We start from the raw sequence: 16,760 nt of genomic DNA on the forward strand, positions 1-16,760 counted from the left end.
CGCGACGCAAAACCGCTCACGCCGACTTCTCCCGCTTTGCTAGCCTGCGGGAGCGTCTCATTTGCCTTATTTCGCAGAGGAAGACAATGCTTTATCTCGTAAGAATGGACGTACATCTGCCGCACGATATGCCCGCCGCTCAGGCCGACGAAATCAAGGCGCGCGAAAAGGCTTACTCGCAGGAATTGCAACGGCAAGGGAAGTGGCAGCAGTTGCATCGTGTCGTCGGCGAGTACGCGAATTACAGCGTGTTCGATGTTGAATCGAACGACGAGCTTCACACGATTCTTTCCGGTTTGCCGCTTTTCCCGTATATGACGATGAAGGTAACGGCGCTCGCGCGTCATCCTTCTTCGATACGCTGATAAGGCAACGTTGTTGCTACAGCGGCGAACGGTTTCACCGCTGTAGCCCAACCTTCCGCAAACCGCTTCAGGCGAACTACCGGGAAATCTTCTCCAGTTCAAGCCCTTTGGTACGCGGCCCCATCAACCCAATCGCCAGCATCACAATCAGCATCGCACCCGCGATAAACACGAACACGCCCGCCGTGCCGAACTGCTTCAACACCTCGGCAATCAGAAAAGCCGTGAAGATCGCAGAAAACCGGCTCCACGAATACACGAAGCCCACTGCACGCGCGCGGATGCTGGTCGGAAAAAGCTCCGACTGATACGCGTGAAAGCTGTAGGAAATGATATTGCCCGCGAGCGTCAGACACACGCCCAGGCTCACCAGCAACACCGCACCCGACGCCTGGCTGAACCACAGTCCGCAGACGATATTCACGCCCGCCATCACCACGATCACCGTCTTGCGCTCGAAGCGGTCGCCGATAAAAAGCCCGATCACCGGACCCAGCGGCGCGGCCAGCGCGATCACGCTCGAATACATCAGACTCGTGGTAATCGTGATGCCCTGCTTGATCAGCAACGTCGGCACCCAGTTCGCGAAGCCGTAAAAACCCACCGTCTGGAAGATGTTGAAGATCGTCATCATCAGCGTGCGGCTGCGGTATGGGGGCACCCACATATCGCGGAAACTCCCGCGCGGCGCGACCGGCACCGGCGGAGCAGGCGGCGGCAACTCGCGGCCGTATTCGCGGCGCACCTTCGCTTCGAGTTCGGTCATCACGCGGTCGGCTTCGGCAACGCGGCCTTGCTGCGCGAGCCAGCGCGGGCTTTCCGGCAGCGCCCGGCGGATCCACCAGACAAACAGCGCGCCGTGCGCGCCGATCAGCACGACCCAACGCCAGCCGTCGAGACCGGACAGCGTGCGCGGCACCAGCAGAAAAGACAGAAACGCCACGACAGGGACAGCGGTAAAACCCACCGCCTGCTCACACGCGAATGCACGGCCGCGAATCTGTTTGGGCACCAGTTCGGAGATGTAAGTGCCGATCGTCACCAGTTCGACGCCGATGCCGATGCCCGCGACAAAGCGCCAGGAGTTCAGCCCCGTGGCCGTTTCCTGAAAAGCCATGATCACGTTCGCAGCCGTGTACCACAGCAGCGAATACGTGAAGACGGCGCGGCGTCCGAAGCGATCGGCGAGAAAACCGCATGCAATCGTGCCGATAAACAGCCCGCTGAATAGCGCGGCAATGAAACTCGCGACGCCGGTCGTGCCGAACAGCCCGTGAGTGGTCGCCGTCAGCAGCCCGCTCTTGACGAGGCCCGGCGCGATATAGCCGGAATACAGCAGATCGTAGAGTTCGAAGAAGAAGCCGAGGCTCAGCAGCACCACCAGTTTCCAGATGGAACGGGTAGCGGGCAGCCGGTCGAGGCGTGCCGAAATGCTGCCTGCGTCGAGCGACGCCGCACTGGTCGCGTCCCCTTCCAGAGCGCCGGCCGATGCCGCCGCATGAGCGCCGTTGCGGGTGACGGCCCCGGTGTGATCGGGTGATGCCATGTTGTTTGTCTCCTGGTGATGCAGGCGAAAATATGAGGCTCGCCGGGGCCGGTCTGGTGCCGGCCTGTCGACCTTTTGCGCCTTGCACGCACCACGCTGCCGGACCCTGGGTCCGGCGAGCATTCTAGCCGCGTGCGCGCTTCAATTGTTCGAAGGTGGTGATTTTTCCGGCCAGGGCGCTGGCTGCCACCGTGTACGGGCTGGCCAGCCAGACGTCGCCCGGCCCCGAACGGCCCGGAAAATTACGGTTGATCGCGCTGATCGTGACCTCGTTCGCGGCGGCCGACTGACCGGGGCCGCAATTCGCGCACGATCCGCAGCCGGGCATCACGAGCGTCACGCCCGCGCGCTCGAAAACCGGCAGATAGCCCTGTTCCTCGCAATACGCGCGCACCGCCATGGTGCCGAATTGCAGGTACAGGCGCGTACCGTCGGGCACGCGAATACCCCGCTCGACACCCCAGCGCAGCACCTCGTGATAGAAGTCGAAGTCCTCGCGCTTGCCGGCGGTGCAGGAGCCGCCGTATGCGATATCGACCGCGACGTCCTGTTCGAGTTGCGGTGCGGGCACGCCGTTGCCGGGGTCGCCGGGTCGCGCGAGCATCGGTTCGATCGCGTTTGCGTCGATATGAATCGTGTCGCGATACGTCGCGCCCGCGTCGCTTTTCATCCACGTTTCGACGGTGAAATCGACACCGCGCCGCTCCTTCAGAAACGCCACCGTGCGCTCGTCAGGCTCGACGATGCCGGTGAACCCGCCCAATTCCGCGACCATGTTCGTCAACGTTGCGCGCTCGTCGATCGACATCGCGCGCACCGCCGCGCCGCCGTATTCGAACACGAGGCCGATCGCGCTGCCCGAGCGGATCGCGTCCATCCGCAGCAGATGCAGCACTAGGTCCTTCGCGGTCACGCCGTCACGCAATGCGCCGTCGATCTCGATCCGCAACGTCTCCGGCACCTTGCAGCGCACGTAGCCGGTCACCCAGCTATTGGCGATTTCCGTGGCGCCCGCGCCGAACGCGAGGCAGCCGAGCGCGCCCGAGTGCGGCGTATGCGAATCGGTGCCGCACGCCACCTGTCCCGGCAACGCGTATTGCTCGGCCATCAACGCATGGCAGATGCCTTCGGAGCCGGGTAAGTTATCGAGCGCGCCGTGCGAGCGCACCGGATAGTCGCGCGAAAACGACGTGTGGCCTTCCATCAGATTCGCAACGCCGGGCAACAGTCCGTCGCGCACATGCGGAATGCTCTGCGGCGCCAGCACCAGATGATCCTGAAACGCGATGATGTGATCCGGCGCATGCAGCGGCGCGGGTTTGCCGAACGCGCGGTGCATCAGATGCGCGCACATGCCCGTGAAATAGTCGTGGCTGAAGCGCCAGTCGGCGGCGATGAACACGCCGTCGCCACGCTGCGCGCCGGCGATACCCGGGTGCAGATGACGGTCGATGATCTTTTCGACCAGCGTCTTTGGGGTGGCGCTCGTTGCGTTGTCTCTCACGCGCGGCGCGGGCCAGTCCGCGAAACGGCTATACGCGAGCAGGCCACCGCTGCGCACGATCTGCTGCGTGAGCGCGTCGCGGCCTTTGAGAAACTCTTCGATGGAGATCGCTTCGCCCGCGATCAGACGGTCGAGCACGGTGAAATCGGTGGTGGTCAGAATGCCGATGTTGTCGCAATTCTGCTGATAGATCCGCTCGAAACTTTCCGCCACGATCAGCCTGATGCCCGCCGACAACTCCGCCAGCGGACTCGATTCGCGCGACGATCCTTTGCCATAGCGTTTGCCTGCCACGGTCACCTGGAAGCCGCCGTCGCGAATCGCGTTGCGGCCAATCGGCATGCGCTCCCCGGCCTTGAAGCCGACATACGGAAACTGGCCGAGGCGTTCGTCGTACGTGAGCATCACGGTGACGGGCGTGATTTCGTCGGTGGACACGTTATCGCGCAGCGCACCTGCTGTCTCACGCGTGAAGTTTTCGCCCGCGAGTTGCGCGTCGATCACAGCGGGGTCCTGGGACAGGTACAGCACGCGGCCGTCCAGTCGAATCGTATCGGTCATGGCAAGGTTCTCCTTGCAAACACTATACGGCGCGATGTTGCATCGCCGAAGTGCTGGTGCGGCAACGCAGACTTCTCGTCTGGAGATGCATCCATACCCGACGACGCATGCGGTCCACGCAACCGCGCTATTTGCCCGTGCCGAGAAACCCGACCAGCGCCGCTGCGCTTGCGCTCAACTGATCGCGCGCCTTGAAAATCATCACCAGGCGGCGCACGGCCCAGGCGTCGCTCAACGACAGCACGCGCACGTCGAGCGCATTGACGTAAAGCAGCCCGACCTGCTCCGGCACCACGGCGATGCCGAGCCCCGCATGCACCATCCGGCACAACGCGTCGAGGCTGCTGACGCGAATCTTCACGTCGAGTTGACGGCCGGCGACAGCCGCCTGTTGCGTCAGCAGACGCGTGAGCGCGCTCTCGCTGCGCAGACCGACAAAGCTGTCGTCCAGCAGATCGTCGAACGCCACGCGCTGCGCAGCCGCAAGCCGATGACCGCCCGGCACCAGTACCGCGAGACGGTCCTGCCGGTACGGCACCTGCTCGAACGCTTCGCTGCCGGCGACCGGATTGCAGATGCCGAAGTCCGCGCCGTGTTCGTCGACAATACGCACTACGTCGGCACTATTCTCCTCTTCCAGTTCGATCGATACCTCCGGAAACGCGCGCCCGAACGCGGCGACATCCTCGGGTAAAAACTGCACGATCGACGACAGATTCGCGACCACCCGCACGCGCCCTTTCGCGCCCGACGAAAAGCGCGACAACTCCGCGCTCATCTGTTCGATATTGCCGATGATCGCCAACGCGTAGCGCAACACGGTCTCGCCGACCGGCGTCACGGTAATGCCGCGCGACTGCCGCTGGATCACCGGCAAGCCGATCACGGCCTCGATCTCCGCGATACGCCGGCTCACCGCGGACGATGCGATGAACTCGCGCTCGGCCGCGCGCGCGATGTTCTGCTCCTGGCAGACGGCGACGAACAGACGCAGCGAAGTCAGGTCGAGTTTCTTGAGGAGGTTTTCCATGATGTCGTCAGGCGCTCGATCTTCGGGGAAGAAGGATTGTGACGCGGATTGCGTCATTCGCCAAAACGATGGGGACATACGGGGCTAAAACCAGCGCTGCCAGTACCGGGATTCAGCCCGCATCCGGGACACGCAACATCGCGCGCCCCGGATGCGGTCACACAAACCTCAACGCCTAATGCGCCTGCAACCGGATATCACGCGACGAAGCACCCACATACACCGCGCTGCCCGACACATAGCGCCAGTTGTTGCGCGACGTGTCCCACACGCTTTGCATACGCGGCGTGACCGCAATGTGCACGCGACGCGATTCGCCCGGGTTCATGCCGACCTTGTCCCAGCCGACCAGACGCCGCGGCGGCTCGCCGCTGTACGGCACGCCGAGATACACCTGCGGCACTTCCGCGCCCGCCACGCGGCCATCGTTGCGCACGTTGAACGACACATCGAGAAAACCGCCAGGAAGATGCGCCACCGAAAGACCCGAGTACGAGAAATGCGTGTACGACAGGCCATATCCGAATTCGAACATCGGCGTGATGTTGTTCGCGTCATACCAGCGATACCCCATGTCGAGCTTTTCCGCGTAGACCGGGTCGTTCTCGTAGGTGCCGTTCTGCCCCCACGTCGGCGTGTCCTGATCGCGTACCGGGAACGTGACCGGCAGCTTGCCCGAAGGATTGACCTTGCCGAACAGCAGGTTCGCAATCGCCTTGCCGCCGCCCTCGCCCGGATACCAGGCTTCGACGATGGCCGAGACGTTGTCCTTCCACGGCATCAGCACCGGGTTGCCGCTTTCCACGACGACGATCGTGCGCGGATTGACCGCCGCCACCGCTTCGACGAGCGCGTCCTGGTTCGACGGATTCGCGAGGCTCAGGCTTTGCAGATCGCCGAAATCCTCACCCGCCGGTTGCGCGACGACGACGATCGCCACGTCCGATTGACGCGCGAGCGCCACCGCCTGGTCGATCTGCGCCTGCGTGTACGCGGCGAACGGCGACTGCTGATCGCTATTGCCCGCAAAGCTCACCTGGGCCGACGGCGCGAGTGCGTGGATGGCTGAAACGATCGGCGTGGCCAGCTTCATCCACGGGTTGGTCCACCAGCTGCATCCCGACGACGTACCGAACGTCAATCCGCCGCAACCCGCGAAATTTCCCGTGACCGGGTCGCGCGTGTTGCCCGAACCGCCGCCTGTCAGCACGGCTGCATCCGCGTGTCCGCCGATCACGGCAATGTGCGACAGCGAGCCTGCCGACAGCGGCAACTGGTTGTTGTCGTTCTTCAGCAGCACCATCGACTGCTCCGCCACCGACTGCGCGAACTGATTGGCCGCCGCGAAATTGATCGTCCCACCTGGCTTCGCGGGGTCGTCCATCACGCCGGTGCGGATCATCACGTACAGCTTGCGGCGCACCATATCGTCCAGACGTGCTGTGGATACCGAACCGTTCGCAATCGCCTGCTTGACCAGATCGGGCGTCAGATAGACCGTCGAACCGACGTCTTCTTCTTCGTCGAGACCCGCGTTGATCGCGGCGGCCGTGCTGTGCGTAGCGCCCCAGTCGGACTGGACCTGTCCTTCGAAATGCCAGTCGTTCTTCAGCACGTCGTTCAGGATATGCGAGTCTTCGCACGCGTAAACGCTGTTGACCCGGTTGTAGCTACACATCACGCTGCCCGGTTGCGCGCGTTTTGCGGCGATTTCAAACGGCAACAGATAGATTTCGCGCAGCGTGCGTTCGTCGATCTGGCTATTGCCGCCGCTGCGGCCATGTTCCTGTTCGTTGCCCACGTAGTGCTTGATCGTCGCGATGACTTTCTGACTCTGCGTACCGTCGGTTCGCTCGGCGAGCATTTCGCCGGCCAGCAGCGGATCTTCGCCGAGAAACTCGAATAGCCGGCCGCCGCGCGGTTCGCGCGCGAGATTGACGCCGCCGCCGAGTCCCATGCCGAAGCCCTGCGCGCGCAGTTCGATCGCGACCTGCTTGCCGTAGTTGGACGACAGCGTGCGGTCCCAGCTTGCCGCGACGCCGATCGTCGCCGGGAATGTCGTGCTTGGTTGCGAGGTGCTGCCGGAACCGGTCGACGAGTCGACCATGTTCAGATCGGGAATGCCCAGGCGCGGCACCCCCTGAATGTAGCCTCCGCCGCCGCCCGGCACATTGGCCATCGCATATTGCGAGTGGATGAACTGCAGCTTTTCGTCGATCGTCATTTTGGCGACCAGCGAGTCGGCGCGCCGGTGCGCGACTGCCGAGTCGAAGGCATTCATGACCGCCGAGGTCGGTGCGAAATCCGGAAGGAAATTAGTGATGTCCGCATGCGCGGCAGCACATGCAAACGCTGCGAATGCGAGCGCTGGCCATAGTTTCTTCTGCATCAGTGTCTCTCCGAGATTGTGCTTTTTAGGGGAATGCGAAGCTGGCGCGCGTCGATTGGGTTTGATGCGGACGCGAATGGAGGCAATGCAGGGTGTCTGCGCAAACGTTTGCTTTCCAGGGAGCAATCGGATCAGCCGGATTAGCTGTAATGATTCTCCGTGGAAGACAATGTAAGAATGTAGTCTGACTACAGCATCGGTATTTTTACTAATTCCCTTTGACTTTATGCGGAATGGCAGGGCAATTGAAGGCTAACAGTAATTAAGCAGATTTGCTCGATGGGTATTGAATGCTATTTGCATTTTTATGATTGAATTTGATTCAAAAGGCTTTCCGATCCAGGAATCCATTTTTTGGATTAACTGGCCACCTCGCAGGCGTATTGAGTGATTTTTTTGGAGCACTTCCAAAAATTTAGCCGAAAGATGGCTACATTTTTTCAAAAATATTCCGATTATTTATCACATGGAAATCCATCCCAACAAAATCAATTCAGCAACATTGAACACCGATTTTTTATCTGATCTAATTCAATTCGATCCGCATTTAAAAAAAACAGAACCATGATGCCCGCAACAAATTATCCTGCCGAAGGCGTTGCGACCGAACGCACCATTTTGCGTGCCGCTCACGAAGATCATGCAACTGAGTTGCTGAAGTACTACAAGGGCAACCGGCAACATCTTCAACTGTGGGAACCTTCGCGGCCAGAGAGCTTTTTCGAACTCGACGCGATCTCTGAGCGGCTGCGTGTCATGGCCCGTCAAACGTCAACCGGCCATGCGCTTCATCTGCTGATGTTCGAACACGAAGGCAACCGGTTGATCGGCGAGTGCAACTTCACGAATATCGTCCGGGGTCCCTTTCAGGCGTGTCATCTCGGCTTCTCTATCGCGAGCGAGTTCGAAGGACGAGGACTCATGCGTGAAGGTCTCGCGGCAGCAATCGACCATACGTTCACGACGTTGAGACTGCATCGCATCATGGCGAACTATCGGCCTGAAAATATTCGCAGCGAACGCCTGCTCGTGCAACTCGGCTTCGAGAAGGAAGGGCTGGCTCGCTCGTACCTGCAGATCGACGGTGCGTGGGCAGATCACGTGCTGACGTCGAAAATCAATCCAGCCGATTTCAATTGAACCGTGTGGGTCGCCCTCACCCCTCCTTCCCCCTCCTCACCCCTTCGCCTTTTCAGCCACATGGGCAATCCGGTCGCGCACAATACCGATTGCCTGCTTCAAAGCATAAACATCCTGAAAGTAGCGATGGGGAATCCGTATCTGACTGGCGTTGGCATCGATATCCTCGATCTCGTCACGCCACTTCGCAATCTGCGCTGCCGTGGGTTTCTCATTGCGCCATATCTCGTCTTCCAGCGCCTTGATCTCCCGATACCAGACCACCAGCCGCCTTTTGATGCGCGCCTCGATCAGACGCGGCAACGCCTGCAGTAAGCCGATCAACAGCGCCATGAAAGGCAGCAGGATCAGGAACCGTCTCTCGATCAGACTCGCCAGCCAGAACGGCAGGTAGCGCTGCAGGAACGGGCGGCCCGATTTGAAGTAACGCGTGCTCTCGTCGGAGATCGGAAATTCGCCGCTGTTCAGATTCGGAAACGTACCCAGCGGCGTAAAGTAATCTTCGCCGCCATGCACGGTTTTGGCGGCATCCAGCAGCAGATACGCCAGTGCGGGATGCAACGTGTCCTTCGACACGAGCAGCGCCGTAGCCGCCAGCAAAGTGACGTCGGCGCGCGGAAGATCATCGACGATACTGGTCGACGCGCGCGGGAAAACGATCTTTGAGAGCGACGGAAACTTTTGAATCAGTGCTTCAGCCTGCGCGAAACTCATCAATTTGAGGTTACTGGTCAACAACGCTTTCTGAATCGGTGCGTCGGGTCTGCCGATAAAGAAAGCCGCGTCCAGCTGACCGTTTTCGAGCGCCTGGTACGCATTGGGTGCGTCCATCTGCAACAGCGTGGTGTTGTGGCCGGTGATACCGCTATAGCCGAGCAACACCATCGAGACATTGAGCAGACCGCTGCCCGGAACGCCGACCGCAATCCGCTTGCCGCGCAGTTGCGCCAGCTGGTTGACGATCGTGTCGCCCCGGTAGAACACCCAGATCGGCTCATAAGAGACCGCGGCGATAGTTTGCAGATTGTCGGTGTCTTTCGGGCTGATGGTGCCCGACTGAATGAAGCCGACTTCGTATTCGCTATCCGGGTTTGTCAGCCGTTGATAATTCTCGACCGAACCGGAAGAACTGCGGATATCGAGCGTGATGCCGTCGCGCTTCAGAATGGGCGCGTAGCGATCCGCAAAGCCGCGATAAATGCCGTTGTCCGCGCCAGTCGTAATGACGATCTTGCGCTGAAACGCGGGCTTGAGGACGACCACGAGCGTCCACCCCAACAGCACCAGCAGCACGATTGAACCGATGATCAGAAGCCGCCGGCGCCCTCGTGTCATCGGGGGTTTCTGACTACGATGGAGCGCTGGATTTTGTCTGGGCATCGTTAGCCGTCTCTGTCAGGCCGCCCCTGAGCGGAGTGGCATGGGCGGATCACCGGTCAGTTCTCGCTGCTTCGGCTTTACGATACCAGATTATCTTTTTTGCAAAAGTCGTCGGGCAATGCTTCGCATCGGGCGATAATCTCCGGCACCCACTGCTAGAATAGCGGCCCTTTTCTCAGGAGACGCACATGTCCTGGTTCATTTATGAAGTGCCCGAATACAACGAAGACGGGGCGCGCATCGAACCGTTTAGCGACCTGCGTAGCCGCGTCCTGAAGGTTAGTGGGCAGGCTATGGCAGACGAGCTGGAAAGCGTCCGCGAAAACGCCGCCAAGACGGCGGAAACCCCCGCACGCCCGTTGCGTTCCGCGGATAATCCGCATGTGTTCCCGATCCCTTACGCCGACTCGATGATCCTCGTCGGATTCATCTTCGAGTTGAAGCGGGAACTGCGGCAGCTGGTGGTGTCGCCGGTTGAAATGCCCTGGTTGAAAGACGCGTAAGACAGACAGCGTCACCATCGCAGGAACGCCGCCAGTAACCCGGCGTTCCTGCTCGACGGCATCGCTTCCCACTGCTATGACACGTGATGGACCTCCTGCAAGCCGAACACAGGGGTTGCAATTCCTTCCATCCGCGCCTTCAACTGCAACGACAGGTACTGCGAATAGTGTCGCGACTGATGCAGATTGCCGCCGTGAAACCAGAGCGCCGTCTGCTGCGTTGGCTTCCACATATTGCGTTGCTCGCCTTCCCATGGCCCCGGGTCTTTCGTCGTATTCGACCCGAGCCCCCAAACCTTGCCCACCTTGTCGGCGACCTCGCGTGAGATGAGATCGGCGGCCCAGCCGTTCATCGAGCCATATCCCGTGGCATAGACGACCACGTCCGCGTCGAGTTCGGTGCCGTCGCTCAGCAACACCGAGTGCTCTTTCAATTCCACGACATCCACACCGCTTTTCAGCTTGATCTTGCCGCTCGCGACCAGTTCGGATGCACCCACATCGATGTAATAGCCCGAACCGCGCCGCAGATACTTCATGAAGAGACCGGAATCGTCATCGCCGAAATCGAGCATGAAGCCGCTCTTTTCGAGCCGGTCGTAGAAATCGGCGTCACGTTCCCTGATCGCGTTGAAAACCGGAATCTGGAACTGATGAAGTATCGCGTACGGAATCGATGCGAAAGTCAGATCGGCTTTCGACGTCGTCATCCCGGACGCCACTGCGCGCTCGGAATAGAGATCGCCTAACGCGAGTTCCATCAGCGAATCCGACTTGACGATATGGGTGGACGAGCGTTGCACCATCGTCACGTCGACACCGGCTTCCCACAGCGCGGCACAAATGTCATGCGACGAATTGTTCGCGCCGATCACGACGACTTTCTTGCCGCGATACGAGTCCGGCCCGGGATGCTTCGACGAGTGATGCTGCTCGCCCTTGAACACATCCATGCCCTTGAAGCTGGGCACATTCGGTTTGCCCGACATGCCGGTGGCAAGCACCAGCTGTTTGGGCCGCAACGTAATGTCGCGCCCTTCGCGCTCGACCTGTACTTCCCATTCGCCCTTTGCTTCGTCATAGCGCGCGGACTTGCAGGTCGTCGCGCCCCAGTAGTTCAACTCCATCACTTTCGTGTACATCTCCAGCCAGTCGCCGATCTTGTCCTTCGGCGTGAACACCGGCCAGTTGTCCGGAAACGGCAGATAAGGCATATGGTCGTACCAGACCGGATCATGCAGACACAGCGTCTTGTAGCGCTTGCGCCACGCGTCGCCGGGCCGTTCGTTCTTATCGATGATCACCGTCGGCACGCCAAGCTGCCGAAGCCGCGCACCTAGCCCGATACCGCCCTGCCCGCCGCCGACGATCAGGCAATACGGTTGCGTCGAACTCCCGAGAGCTTCGAGTTCGGCTTCGCGATTCTCTTTCCAACTCGTGCGATCGGGACGGGCGCCGTGCTCGGCCCCCATCGGCCGCTTCGGGCCTTTCGGCTCCTCGTGACCCTTGAGTTCGGCCATGGTCGTGAGCAGCGTCCAGATCAGGCCGTCCTTCAGTCGAATGAATCCGCTACCGCGTGCGGCTTCGGTTTCGAAAGTGATCCAGCCTTGCGTCACGCCATTCGCATCGGCTTGCGGCTCGCTCTCTTCCGCGAGTTTCAGCTTCGACGGTTTGATCGCGCCGAGCTGCGCATCCAGCATCGCGGCAATCTGTTCGCGGCCTTCCATGGTCTTGATGTTCCAGGTGAATGCGACCAGATCGCGCCAATAGCATTCGGGCTGGAATAACTCGATAGCGGCGGCGGTATCGCCCCGTCGCAAAGCGCCTTCAAGTGATTCCAGAACACTGGAGATTGATCGGTTGACGTTGTTATCAGGCATGGTTGCTCCTCCATACAGAACGGATAAATGAATCGCCAGGAAACGCGGGTTCTATGCCCGCTAGAGAAATCGATGAAACGCGTCTAACACTTATGCGGCGGCACAATGCCCAATCTGGCAATACGCCGGTACAACGTCGCACGCGAAATGCCGAGTGCCGTTGCAGCCTGGTCCGTGCGCCATTTCGCTTCGCCCAACGCGGCTACGATGCGATTGCGTTCGAGTACATCGCTGTCCGACAGCGCCGACCTGGCGGATGTCGCCTGCGTTGTCGCAGCGTTTTCGCGCGGCGTTTGTGCGGTTGTGGTACGAACCTGCATGCGCGCAACCGGCGGACGTATGCGTGCATAGAGAGGCGACCCCGTGTCGTTCAGCCTGAGCGAAACAATTCCACGGCTTGCCCTTGTGTCGAATAAACGCTCCGACGGAACATCGAAAAGCGCCGCCACCGGACAGGGCAACTGGTTCAGTGCCGGCACGCATTCACGCGCGCGACGGTTCGCCGCCACTACGTTGCCGCAGGCATCGACGGCAATGAGAATTTCTGGCTGAGCCTCGACATAGTGCCGGTTGCGATGCGCGAGTAGTACCCAGCAATCGGTTGCGGCACTCAGAAAGAAAGCGTCCTCGATCAGCAATGCGCTTTGCCGCACGATATGGTTGACGAGCCGCTGGCTCTCGCGCTCGTCGGGCGAGCGCACCGCAGACGCATCCAGTACGCCGAGCAGTTCGCCATGCAAGCCCAGGATCGGCGACGCGCTGCAAGTGAGCGTAGTGAATGCCGCGCGAAAGTGATCGGTCCGGTGAACAGTGATCGGTTCGGCGTCGAGCAGCACCGTTGCAACGCCGCAGGTGCCCTCTTCACTTTCCGACCAGCACGACCCGAGATAAAGACCCGCGCGCTTGAATTCCTGGCGACGGTCGCGGTCGACGCGGTAGTCGATGGTCACGCCTTGCGCGTCGGTCAGCATCACGCAGTAATCGGCTTCGCGCACCATTTCATGCAAGCGCGACAGACACTGCCCGGACGCGCGCAAAAACGTTTCTTCGCGATGCTGCACATCGCGCAATTCAGGGACGGTGAGAATGCGTGGACCAATGGTCGCGCCAGGGTCGAGGTGGTATTGCTCGAGCGAGCGCCGGTACGACGACGCCAGCCGTTTGCCGTCCGCACCGGGACGCACCGTCCGCCCTTCGATGACGTTGCATACGCGGTCGATATGTCGGGTGGACGGAACATACGGCATCACGAGTCTCCGGGCGAATTCAGCGCGCTGGTCAGGTGCTGGACGCATTGTGCGCCACTTGCGGCGCGTCATGTCTTCAGAGCCAGAACCCACAGTGCGTTTTTAGCATGATGGTTCTGCGAGATCACACTGCAGTGCACCATGATGGCGTGTGAGAATTTTTTCTCAACGCTGCGTGACGTGACGCGACACGTTCACGCGCCGTTGCTGCGCGGCTCAGCCGCGCTCTTCAGCTTGCGATTCCTGCGCCAGATAGCGGCCTGGCGTCGTACCCATCGCGCGGCGAAACATGTCGATAAACGCGCTGACGTTGTCATACCCCAGTTCCAGCGCAATGGTCGTGACCGGTATGCCATCCGCCACTCTTTCCAAAGCGCGAAGCAGTCGCGCCTGCTGCCGCCATTGCGCAAAGCTCAAGCCAGTCTCCGCGACAAAGCGGCGGCTCAGCGTACGCGGTGCGAGTCCCGCCCACGCGGCCCATTCTTCGAGCCGGCGGTTATCGGAGAGATTGCTGGCAAGTGCGTCGGTAATACGGACCAGCCGCGGATCTTCAGGACTCGGCAGGTCCAACGATTCAGCGCGCGACGCCGCGAGTTCATCGACGATGACTTCGGCGATACGTGTCTGCGATGAATCGAGTTCGATGCCCGGCCATGTCGCGACGCGCCGGACCGCTTCGCGCAGCAGCGGCGTCGTTCTGATCGCGCGAGGCTCTCGCGGCAACTGCTCGCACCGATGCTCGGCGATGAACACGCTCCACCCCGAAAAAGGCCCGTAGGAGCGCACCGAATGGACGAAATGCGGCGGAATCCAGATCGCGTGGATGGCGGGGACAACCCAGTGCTGCCTGTCGAGTCCGACCGATACGAGGCCGCTCAACGCGCCCATCAACTGGCCGCGCGGATGGCTATGCGACAACGTCGCGCGGGCCTCGCTCTGCGTCAGTTCAGCCGCAGCGAGAAAGGGACCTTCCGAAGAGGTCACGAGGTCGGGGCGAATAAGATGGTCTGCCATGGCCGGAAAACAGTATTGAATGGCATTTATACCGGAGTCTGGCCGCGCCTGCACGTCTACACTTGACTGCATCCCTCAAGCGATAGGAGTTGAACGCGATGCGAGCCGAACAGCTTCTCCCCGATAACGTCGACCACGTCGAATTGCGCGGCGTGACGATCCGCAAAGGTACGGTCGCCGCATTTCTTGCTAACGCGCGCGTCTGGAGCGATCCGCAAGCCAGCGAAGGCGCGCGCGCCGCAGCCGCAACCGACATGGCCGACGCGTTGCCGGTGCTACGTGCGCTCGGGCTATTCGACGTGTTCGAGATTCGCGATGTGTCGCTGCGCGAGTGGGTATTCGCGCATTGAACAGTATTGATCGCGCCGGTTTAACGACCTCATAGTCAAGGAAGAAATCATGAAAGCAGCTGTTGTCAAAAGCATGGGCGAGCGCCCGATTTATGGCGAGTTCGATGAGCCAGCGGTCATCGAAGGGCATTGTCTGATCAATGTCAGCGCGTCCGCGCTTAGTCACGTCACCCGCGCCAGAGCATCGGGTGCGCATTATTCGTCGGCGCAGAGCTATCCGTTCGTTGCCGGTGTCGACGGTACGGGGCGCGTGGAAAGCGGCCAGCGTGTGTACTTCTTCAAGCCACGCGCACCATTCGGCGCGATGGCCGAACGAACTCTCGTGCCGCAAACGCAGTGCATCGCGCTTCCCGATTCACTGGACGACGTTACCGCAGCCGCGCTCGCGATTCCTGGCATGTCGTCGTGGGCTGCGCTCGTCGAGCGGGCCGGGTTCGTTGCGGGTGAAACCGTGTTGATTAACGGTGCAACCGGCACTTCGGGGCGACTCGCGGTTCAGATCGCAAAACACCTTGGCGCAGCGCACATTATCGTGACGGGCCGCAATGCAGTCGCGCTCGAATCGCTGACACTCGCCGGTGCCGACATCACGATTTCGCTGGAGCAGAGCAAGGACAAGCTGATCGAAGCCTTCGAAGCGCAATTTCACCGGGGCGTCGACGTGGTACTGGATTATCTATGGGGAACGAGCGCCGAGTCGCTGCTATTCGCCGCCGCTCGCGCAGCGGCGGATGACTACCATGTCCGCTTCGTGCAGATCGGCGCGATCAGCGGACCGGACATCAAGCTGCCCGCCGCCATCCTTCGTTCGAAAGCCATTACGCTGCTGGGCAGCGGCATTGGCAGCATTCCGTTGATGCGCCTCTTCGACACGATGAAAAAAGTATTCGACGCAGCCGTCCCCGCAGGATTGCAGGTGGCGACGCAAGCCTTCCCGCTCGCGGAACTGAGTGCGCATTGGGAGAACACCGATAGTCTTTATCGGACCGTTTTCATTCCGTGAGTACCGTGAAGATGATTCGCTCAACGCGGAAAATAAATCGCGATAAACCCAGGTGTCTGGTTCGTCGCGCCGCTCACCGGAATGCCCTGCTCGACCAGCACCGTTTGACGCGCGGCGTTGTGATAGAGCCGCAGACGGATTATTTGCGGAGTGGCCGGCTGGCTCATGTCGAGATAGCCGTCGTTCGACAATAGCGATGCGGCCTGCGTCGCGTTAAAACTCTGACCGACGGTCGTGACCGTGGTCGATGGATTGCCGTCGAATACGTTGTCGGAGAAACTGCCGTCTGCATTGACGATCAACGTCGATGACGGCGATGGCGCACCTTCCGCCTTCGCGCCGCAATTCTCCCAGCCGTCGAAGATGGCCGCGCTGGCACCGAGCGTCGCCCAGTCCGCAGATGGCGAAGCCGACACGCTCCATGTGTTGTCCAGCAGCGCGGCCACGCTCCTGATGTTGACGCCTGCATTGACGCCCGTCACGGTGCCGATGCTGTTCGTTGCCGCCGACACGCATGCAATGCCGCTACCCGATGTCGTCGTCGACAGATGCATCGATACCAGCGAGTTATTTCCAGCCATCAGCAGCGGCGCGACGACCGGACTGACCAGGATCGCGTTGGCTGTAGTCGTCGCAGGAATGATCGACAGCGAGACCGTGCTGGTACTGCCGAGCGTGACGCTGTTCTGATAAACCGACATGGGTGGCGTCACGGGCGGCGTGTCAGCAGCGCCCGACGAATCGCCGCCGCCGCCCCCGCCGCACGCCGCCAGCAACAGCGCAGCGGCGTACACGGCGGAGGTCCATCCGACGATGGTTCGCGTCATGACGTCAGCTCTATCGATCGC

Annotated in this window: 14 protein-coding genes; 5 read left to right on the forward strand and 9 right to left on the reverse strand. The window is 60.8% G+C overall.

Annotated features, from left to right (window positions below):
* The first annotated feature begins 86 nt into the window (after positions 1 to 86).
* Positions 87 to 365, forward strand: a complete 279-nt coding sequence (gene catC, locus ABH945_RS16725) for a muconolactone Delta-isomerase (protein WP_074769480.1) — start codon at positions 87 to 89, stop codon at positions 363 to 365.
* Positions 366 to 441: 76 nt separating this feature from the next.
* On the opposite strand, the gene ABH945_RS16730 is transcribed toward catC, so the two are convergent.
* The 4 genes from ABH945_RS16730 to ABH945_RS16745 all read right to left on the reverse strand — a co-directional run bounded on the left by ABH945_RS16730 (position 442) and on the right by ABH945_RS16745 (position 7,395).
* Positions 442 to 1,911 carry an MFS transporter gene (locus tag ABH945_RS16730; protein ID WP_429251229.1) on the reverse strand — a complete coding sequence of 490 codons (1,470 nt, stop codon included), beginning with the start codon at positions 1,909 to 1,911 and terminating at the stop codon, positions 442 to 444.
* Between the two features lie 124 nt (positions 1,912 to 2,035).
* A complete protein-coding gene (locus ABH945_RS16735; RefSeq protein WP_429251230.1) occupies positions 2,036 to 3,976 on the reverse strand; it encodes an aconitase family protein in 1,941 nt (646 codons plus the stop codon).
* Between the two features lie 127 nt (positions 3,977 to 4,103).
* Entirely contained in the window at positions 4,104 to 5,006 is a 903-nt protein-coding gene (locus ABH945_RS16740; RefSeq protein ID WP_429251231.1) for a LysR family transcriptional regulator, read from the reverse strand.
* A gap of 175 nt (positions 5,007 to 5,181) precedes the next feature.
* Positions 5,182 to 7,395: a beta-glucosidase gene (locus ABH945_RS16745; protein ID WP_429251232.1), complete on the reverse strand. Its 2,214-nt coding sequence runs from the start codon at positions 7,393 to 7,395 to the stop codon at positions 5,182 to 5,184.
* A 564-nt stretch (positions 7,396 to 7,959) separates the two neighbouring features.
* On the opposite strand from ABH945_RS16745, the gene ABH945_RS16750 reads away from it, so the two are divergent.
* Positions 7,960 to 8,535, forward strand: coding sequence for a GNAT family N-acetyltransferase (locus tag ABH945_RS16750; protein ID WP_429251233.1), 576 nt, complete (start codon positions 7,960 to 7,962; stop codon positions 8,533 to 8,535).
* A 36-nt stretch (positions 8,536 to 8,571) separates the two neighbouring features.
* On the opposite strand, the gene ABH945_RS16755 is transcribed toward ABH945_RS16750, so the two are convergent.
* Complete coding sequence (locus ABH945_RS16755) at positions 8,572 to 9,870, reverse strand: TAXI family TRAP transporter solute-binding subunit (protein WP_429251234.1); 1,299 nt, start codon at positions 9,868 to 9,870, stop codon at positions 8,572 to 8,574.
* Between the two features lie 233 nt (positions 9,871 to 10,103).
* Here ABH945_RS16755 and ABH945_RS16760 point away from each other — a divergent pair, with 233 nt between their 5' ends.
* Entirely contained in the window at positions 10,104 to 10,418 is a 315-nt protein-coding gene (locus tag ABH945_RS16760) for a helicase (RefSeq protein ID WP_074769494.1), read from the forward strand.
* A 74-nt stretch (positions 10,419 to 10,492) separates the two neighbouring features.
* On the opposite strand, the gene ABH945_RS16765 is transcribed toward ABH945_RS16760, so the two are convergent.
* The 3 genes from ABH945_RS16765 to ABH945_RS16775 all read right to left on the reverse strand — a co-directional run bounded on the left by ABH945_RS16765 (position 10,493) and on the right by ABH945_RS16775 (position 14,559).
* A complete protein-coding gene (locus ABH945_RS16765) occupies positions 10,493 to 12,298 on the reverse strand; it encodes an NAD(P)/FAD-dependent oxidoreductase (protein ID WP_429251235.1) in 1,806 nt (601 codons plus the stop codon).
* An 83-nt stretch (positions 12,299 to 12,381) separates the two neighbouring features.
* Positions 12,382 to 13,545: a GAF domain-containing protein gene (locus ABH945_RS16770; RefSeq protein ID WP_429251236.1), complete on the reverse strand. Its 1,164-nt coding sequence runs from the start codon at positions 13,543 to 13,545 to the stop codon at positions 12,382 to 12,384.
* A gap of 216 nt (positions 13,546 to 13,761) precedes the next feature.
* Positions 13,762 to 14,559: an AraC family transcriptional regulator gene (locus ABH945_RS16775; RefSeq protein ID WP_429251237.1), complete on the reverse strand. Its 798-nt coding sequence runs from the start codon at positions 14,557 to 14,559 to the stop codon at positions 13,762 to 13,764.
* Positions 14,560 to 14,657: 98 nt separating this feature from the next.
* On the opposite strand from ABH945_RS16775, the gene ABH945_RS16780 reads away from it, so the two are divergent.
* Positions 14,658 to 14,909 (forward strand): hypothetical protein, encoded by a 252-nt coding sequence (locus tag ABH945_RS16780; protein ID WP_074769502.1) that lies wholly within the window; start codon positions 14,658 to 14,660, stop codon positions 14,907 to 14,909.
* 49 nt (positions 14,910 to 14,958) lie between these two features.
* A complete protein-coding gene (locus ABH945_RS16785; RefSeq protein ID WP_429251238.1) occupies positions 14,959 to 15,912 on the forward strand; it encodes a quinone oxidoreductase family protein in 954 nt (317 codons plus the stop codon).
* Positions 15,913 to 15,932: 20 nt separating this feature from the next.
* On the opposite strand, the gene ABH945_RS16790 is transcribed toward ABH945_RS16785, so the two are convergent.
* Positions 15,933 to 16,739 carry a hypothetical protein gene (locus ABH945_RS16790; protein ID WP_429251239.1) on the reverse strand — a complete coding sequence of 269 codons (807 nt, stop codon included), beginning with the start codon at positions 16,737 to 16,739 and terminating at the stop codon, positions 15,933 to 15,935.
* Between the last annotated feature and the right edge of the window lie 21 nt (positions 16,740 to 16,760).

It is taken from the genome of Paraburkholderia sp. GAS333 (assembly GCF_050435665.1).
In the GTDB taxonomy this organism is placed as follows: domain Bacteria; phylum Pseudomonadota; class Gammaproteobacteria; order Burkholderiales; family Burkholderiaceae; genus Paraburkholderia; species Paraburkholderia fungorum_A.

Coding starts and splice junctions, on each gene's coding strand:
- catC (WP_074769480.1), top strand. CDS start 87: ATGCTTTATCTCGTAAGAATGGACGTACATCTGCCGCACGATATGCCC.
- ABH945_RS16730 (WP_429251229.1), bottom strand. CDS start 1,911: ATGGCATCACCCGATCACACCGGGGCCGTCACCCGCAACGGCGCTCAT.
- ABH945_RS16735 (WP_429251230.1), bottom strand. CDS start 3,976: ATGACCGATACGATTCGACTGGACGGCCGCGTGCTGTACCTGTCCCAG.
- ABH945_RS16740 (WP_429251231.1), bottom strand. CDS start 5,006: ATGGAAAACCTCCTCAAGAAACTCGACCTGACTTCGCTGCGTCTGTTC.
- ABH945_RS16745 (WP_429251232.1), bottom strand. CDS start 7,395: ATGCAGAAGAAACTATGGCCAGCGCTCGCATTCGCAGCGTTTGCATGT.
- ABH945_RS16750 (WP_429251233.1), top strand. CDS start 7,960: ATGATGCCCGCAACAAATTATCCTGCCGAAGGCGTTGCGACCGAACGC.
- ABH945_RS16755 (WP_429251234.1), bottom strand. CDS start 9,870: ATGACACGAGGGCGCCGGCGGCTTCTGATCATCGGTTCAATCGTGCTG.
- ABH945_RS16760 (WP_074769494.1), top strand. CDS start 10,104: ATGTCCTGGTTCATTTATGAAGTGCCCGAATACAACGAAGACGGGGCG.
- ABH945_RS16765 (WP_429251235.1), bottom strand. CDS start 12,298: ATGCCTGATAACAACGTCAACCGATCAATCTCCAGTGTTCTGGAATCA.
- ABH945_RS16770 (WP_429251236.1), bottom strand. CDS start 13,545: ATGCCGTATGTTCCGTCCACCCGACATATCGACCGCGTATGCAACGTC.
- ABH945_RS16775 (WP_429251237.1), bottom strand. CDS start 14,559: ATGGCAGACCATCTTATTCGCCCCGACCTCGTGACCTCTTCGGAAGGT.
- ABH945_RS16780 (WP_074769502.1), top strand. CDS start 14,658: ATGCGAGCCGAACAGCTTCTCCCCGATAACGTCGACCACGTCGAATTG.
- ABH945_RS16785 (WP_429251238.1), top strand. CDS start 14,959: ATGAAAGCAGCTGTTGTCAAAAGCATGGGCGAGCGCCCGATTTATGGC.
- ABH945_RS16790 (WP_429251239.1), bottom strand. CDS start 16,739: ATGACGCGAACCATCGTCGGATGGACCTCCGCCGTGTACGCCGCTGCG.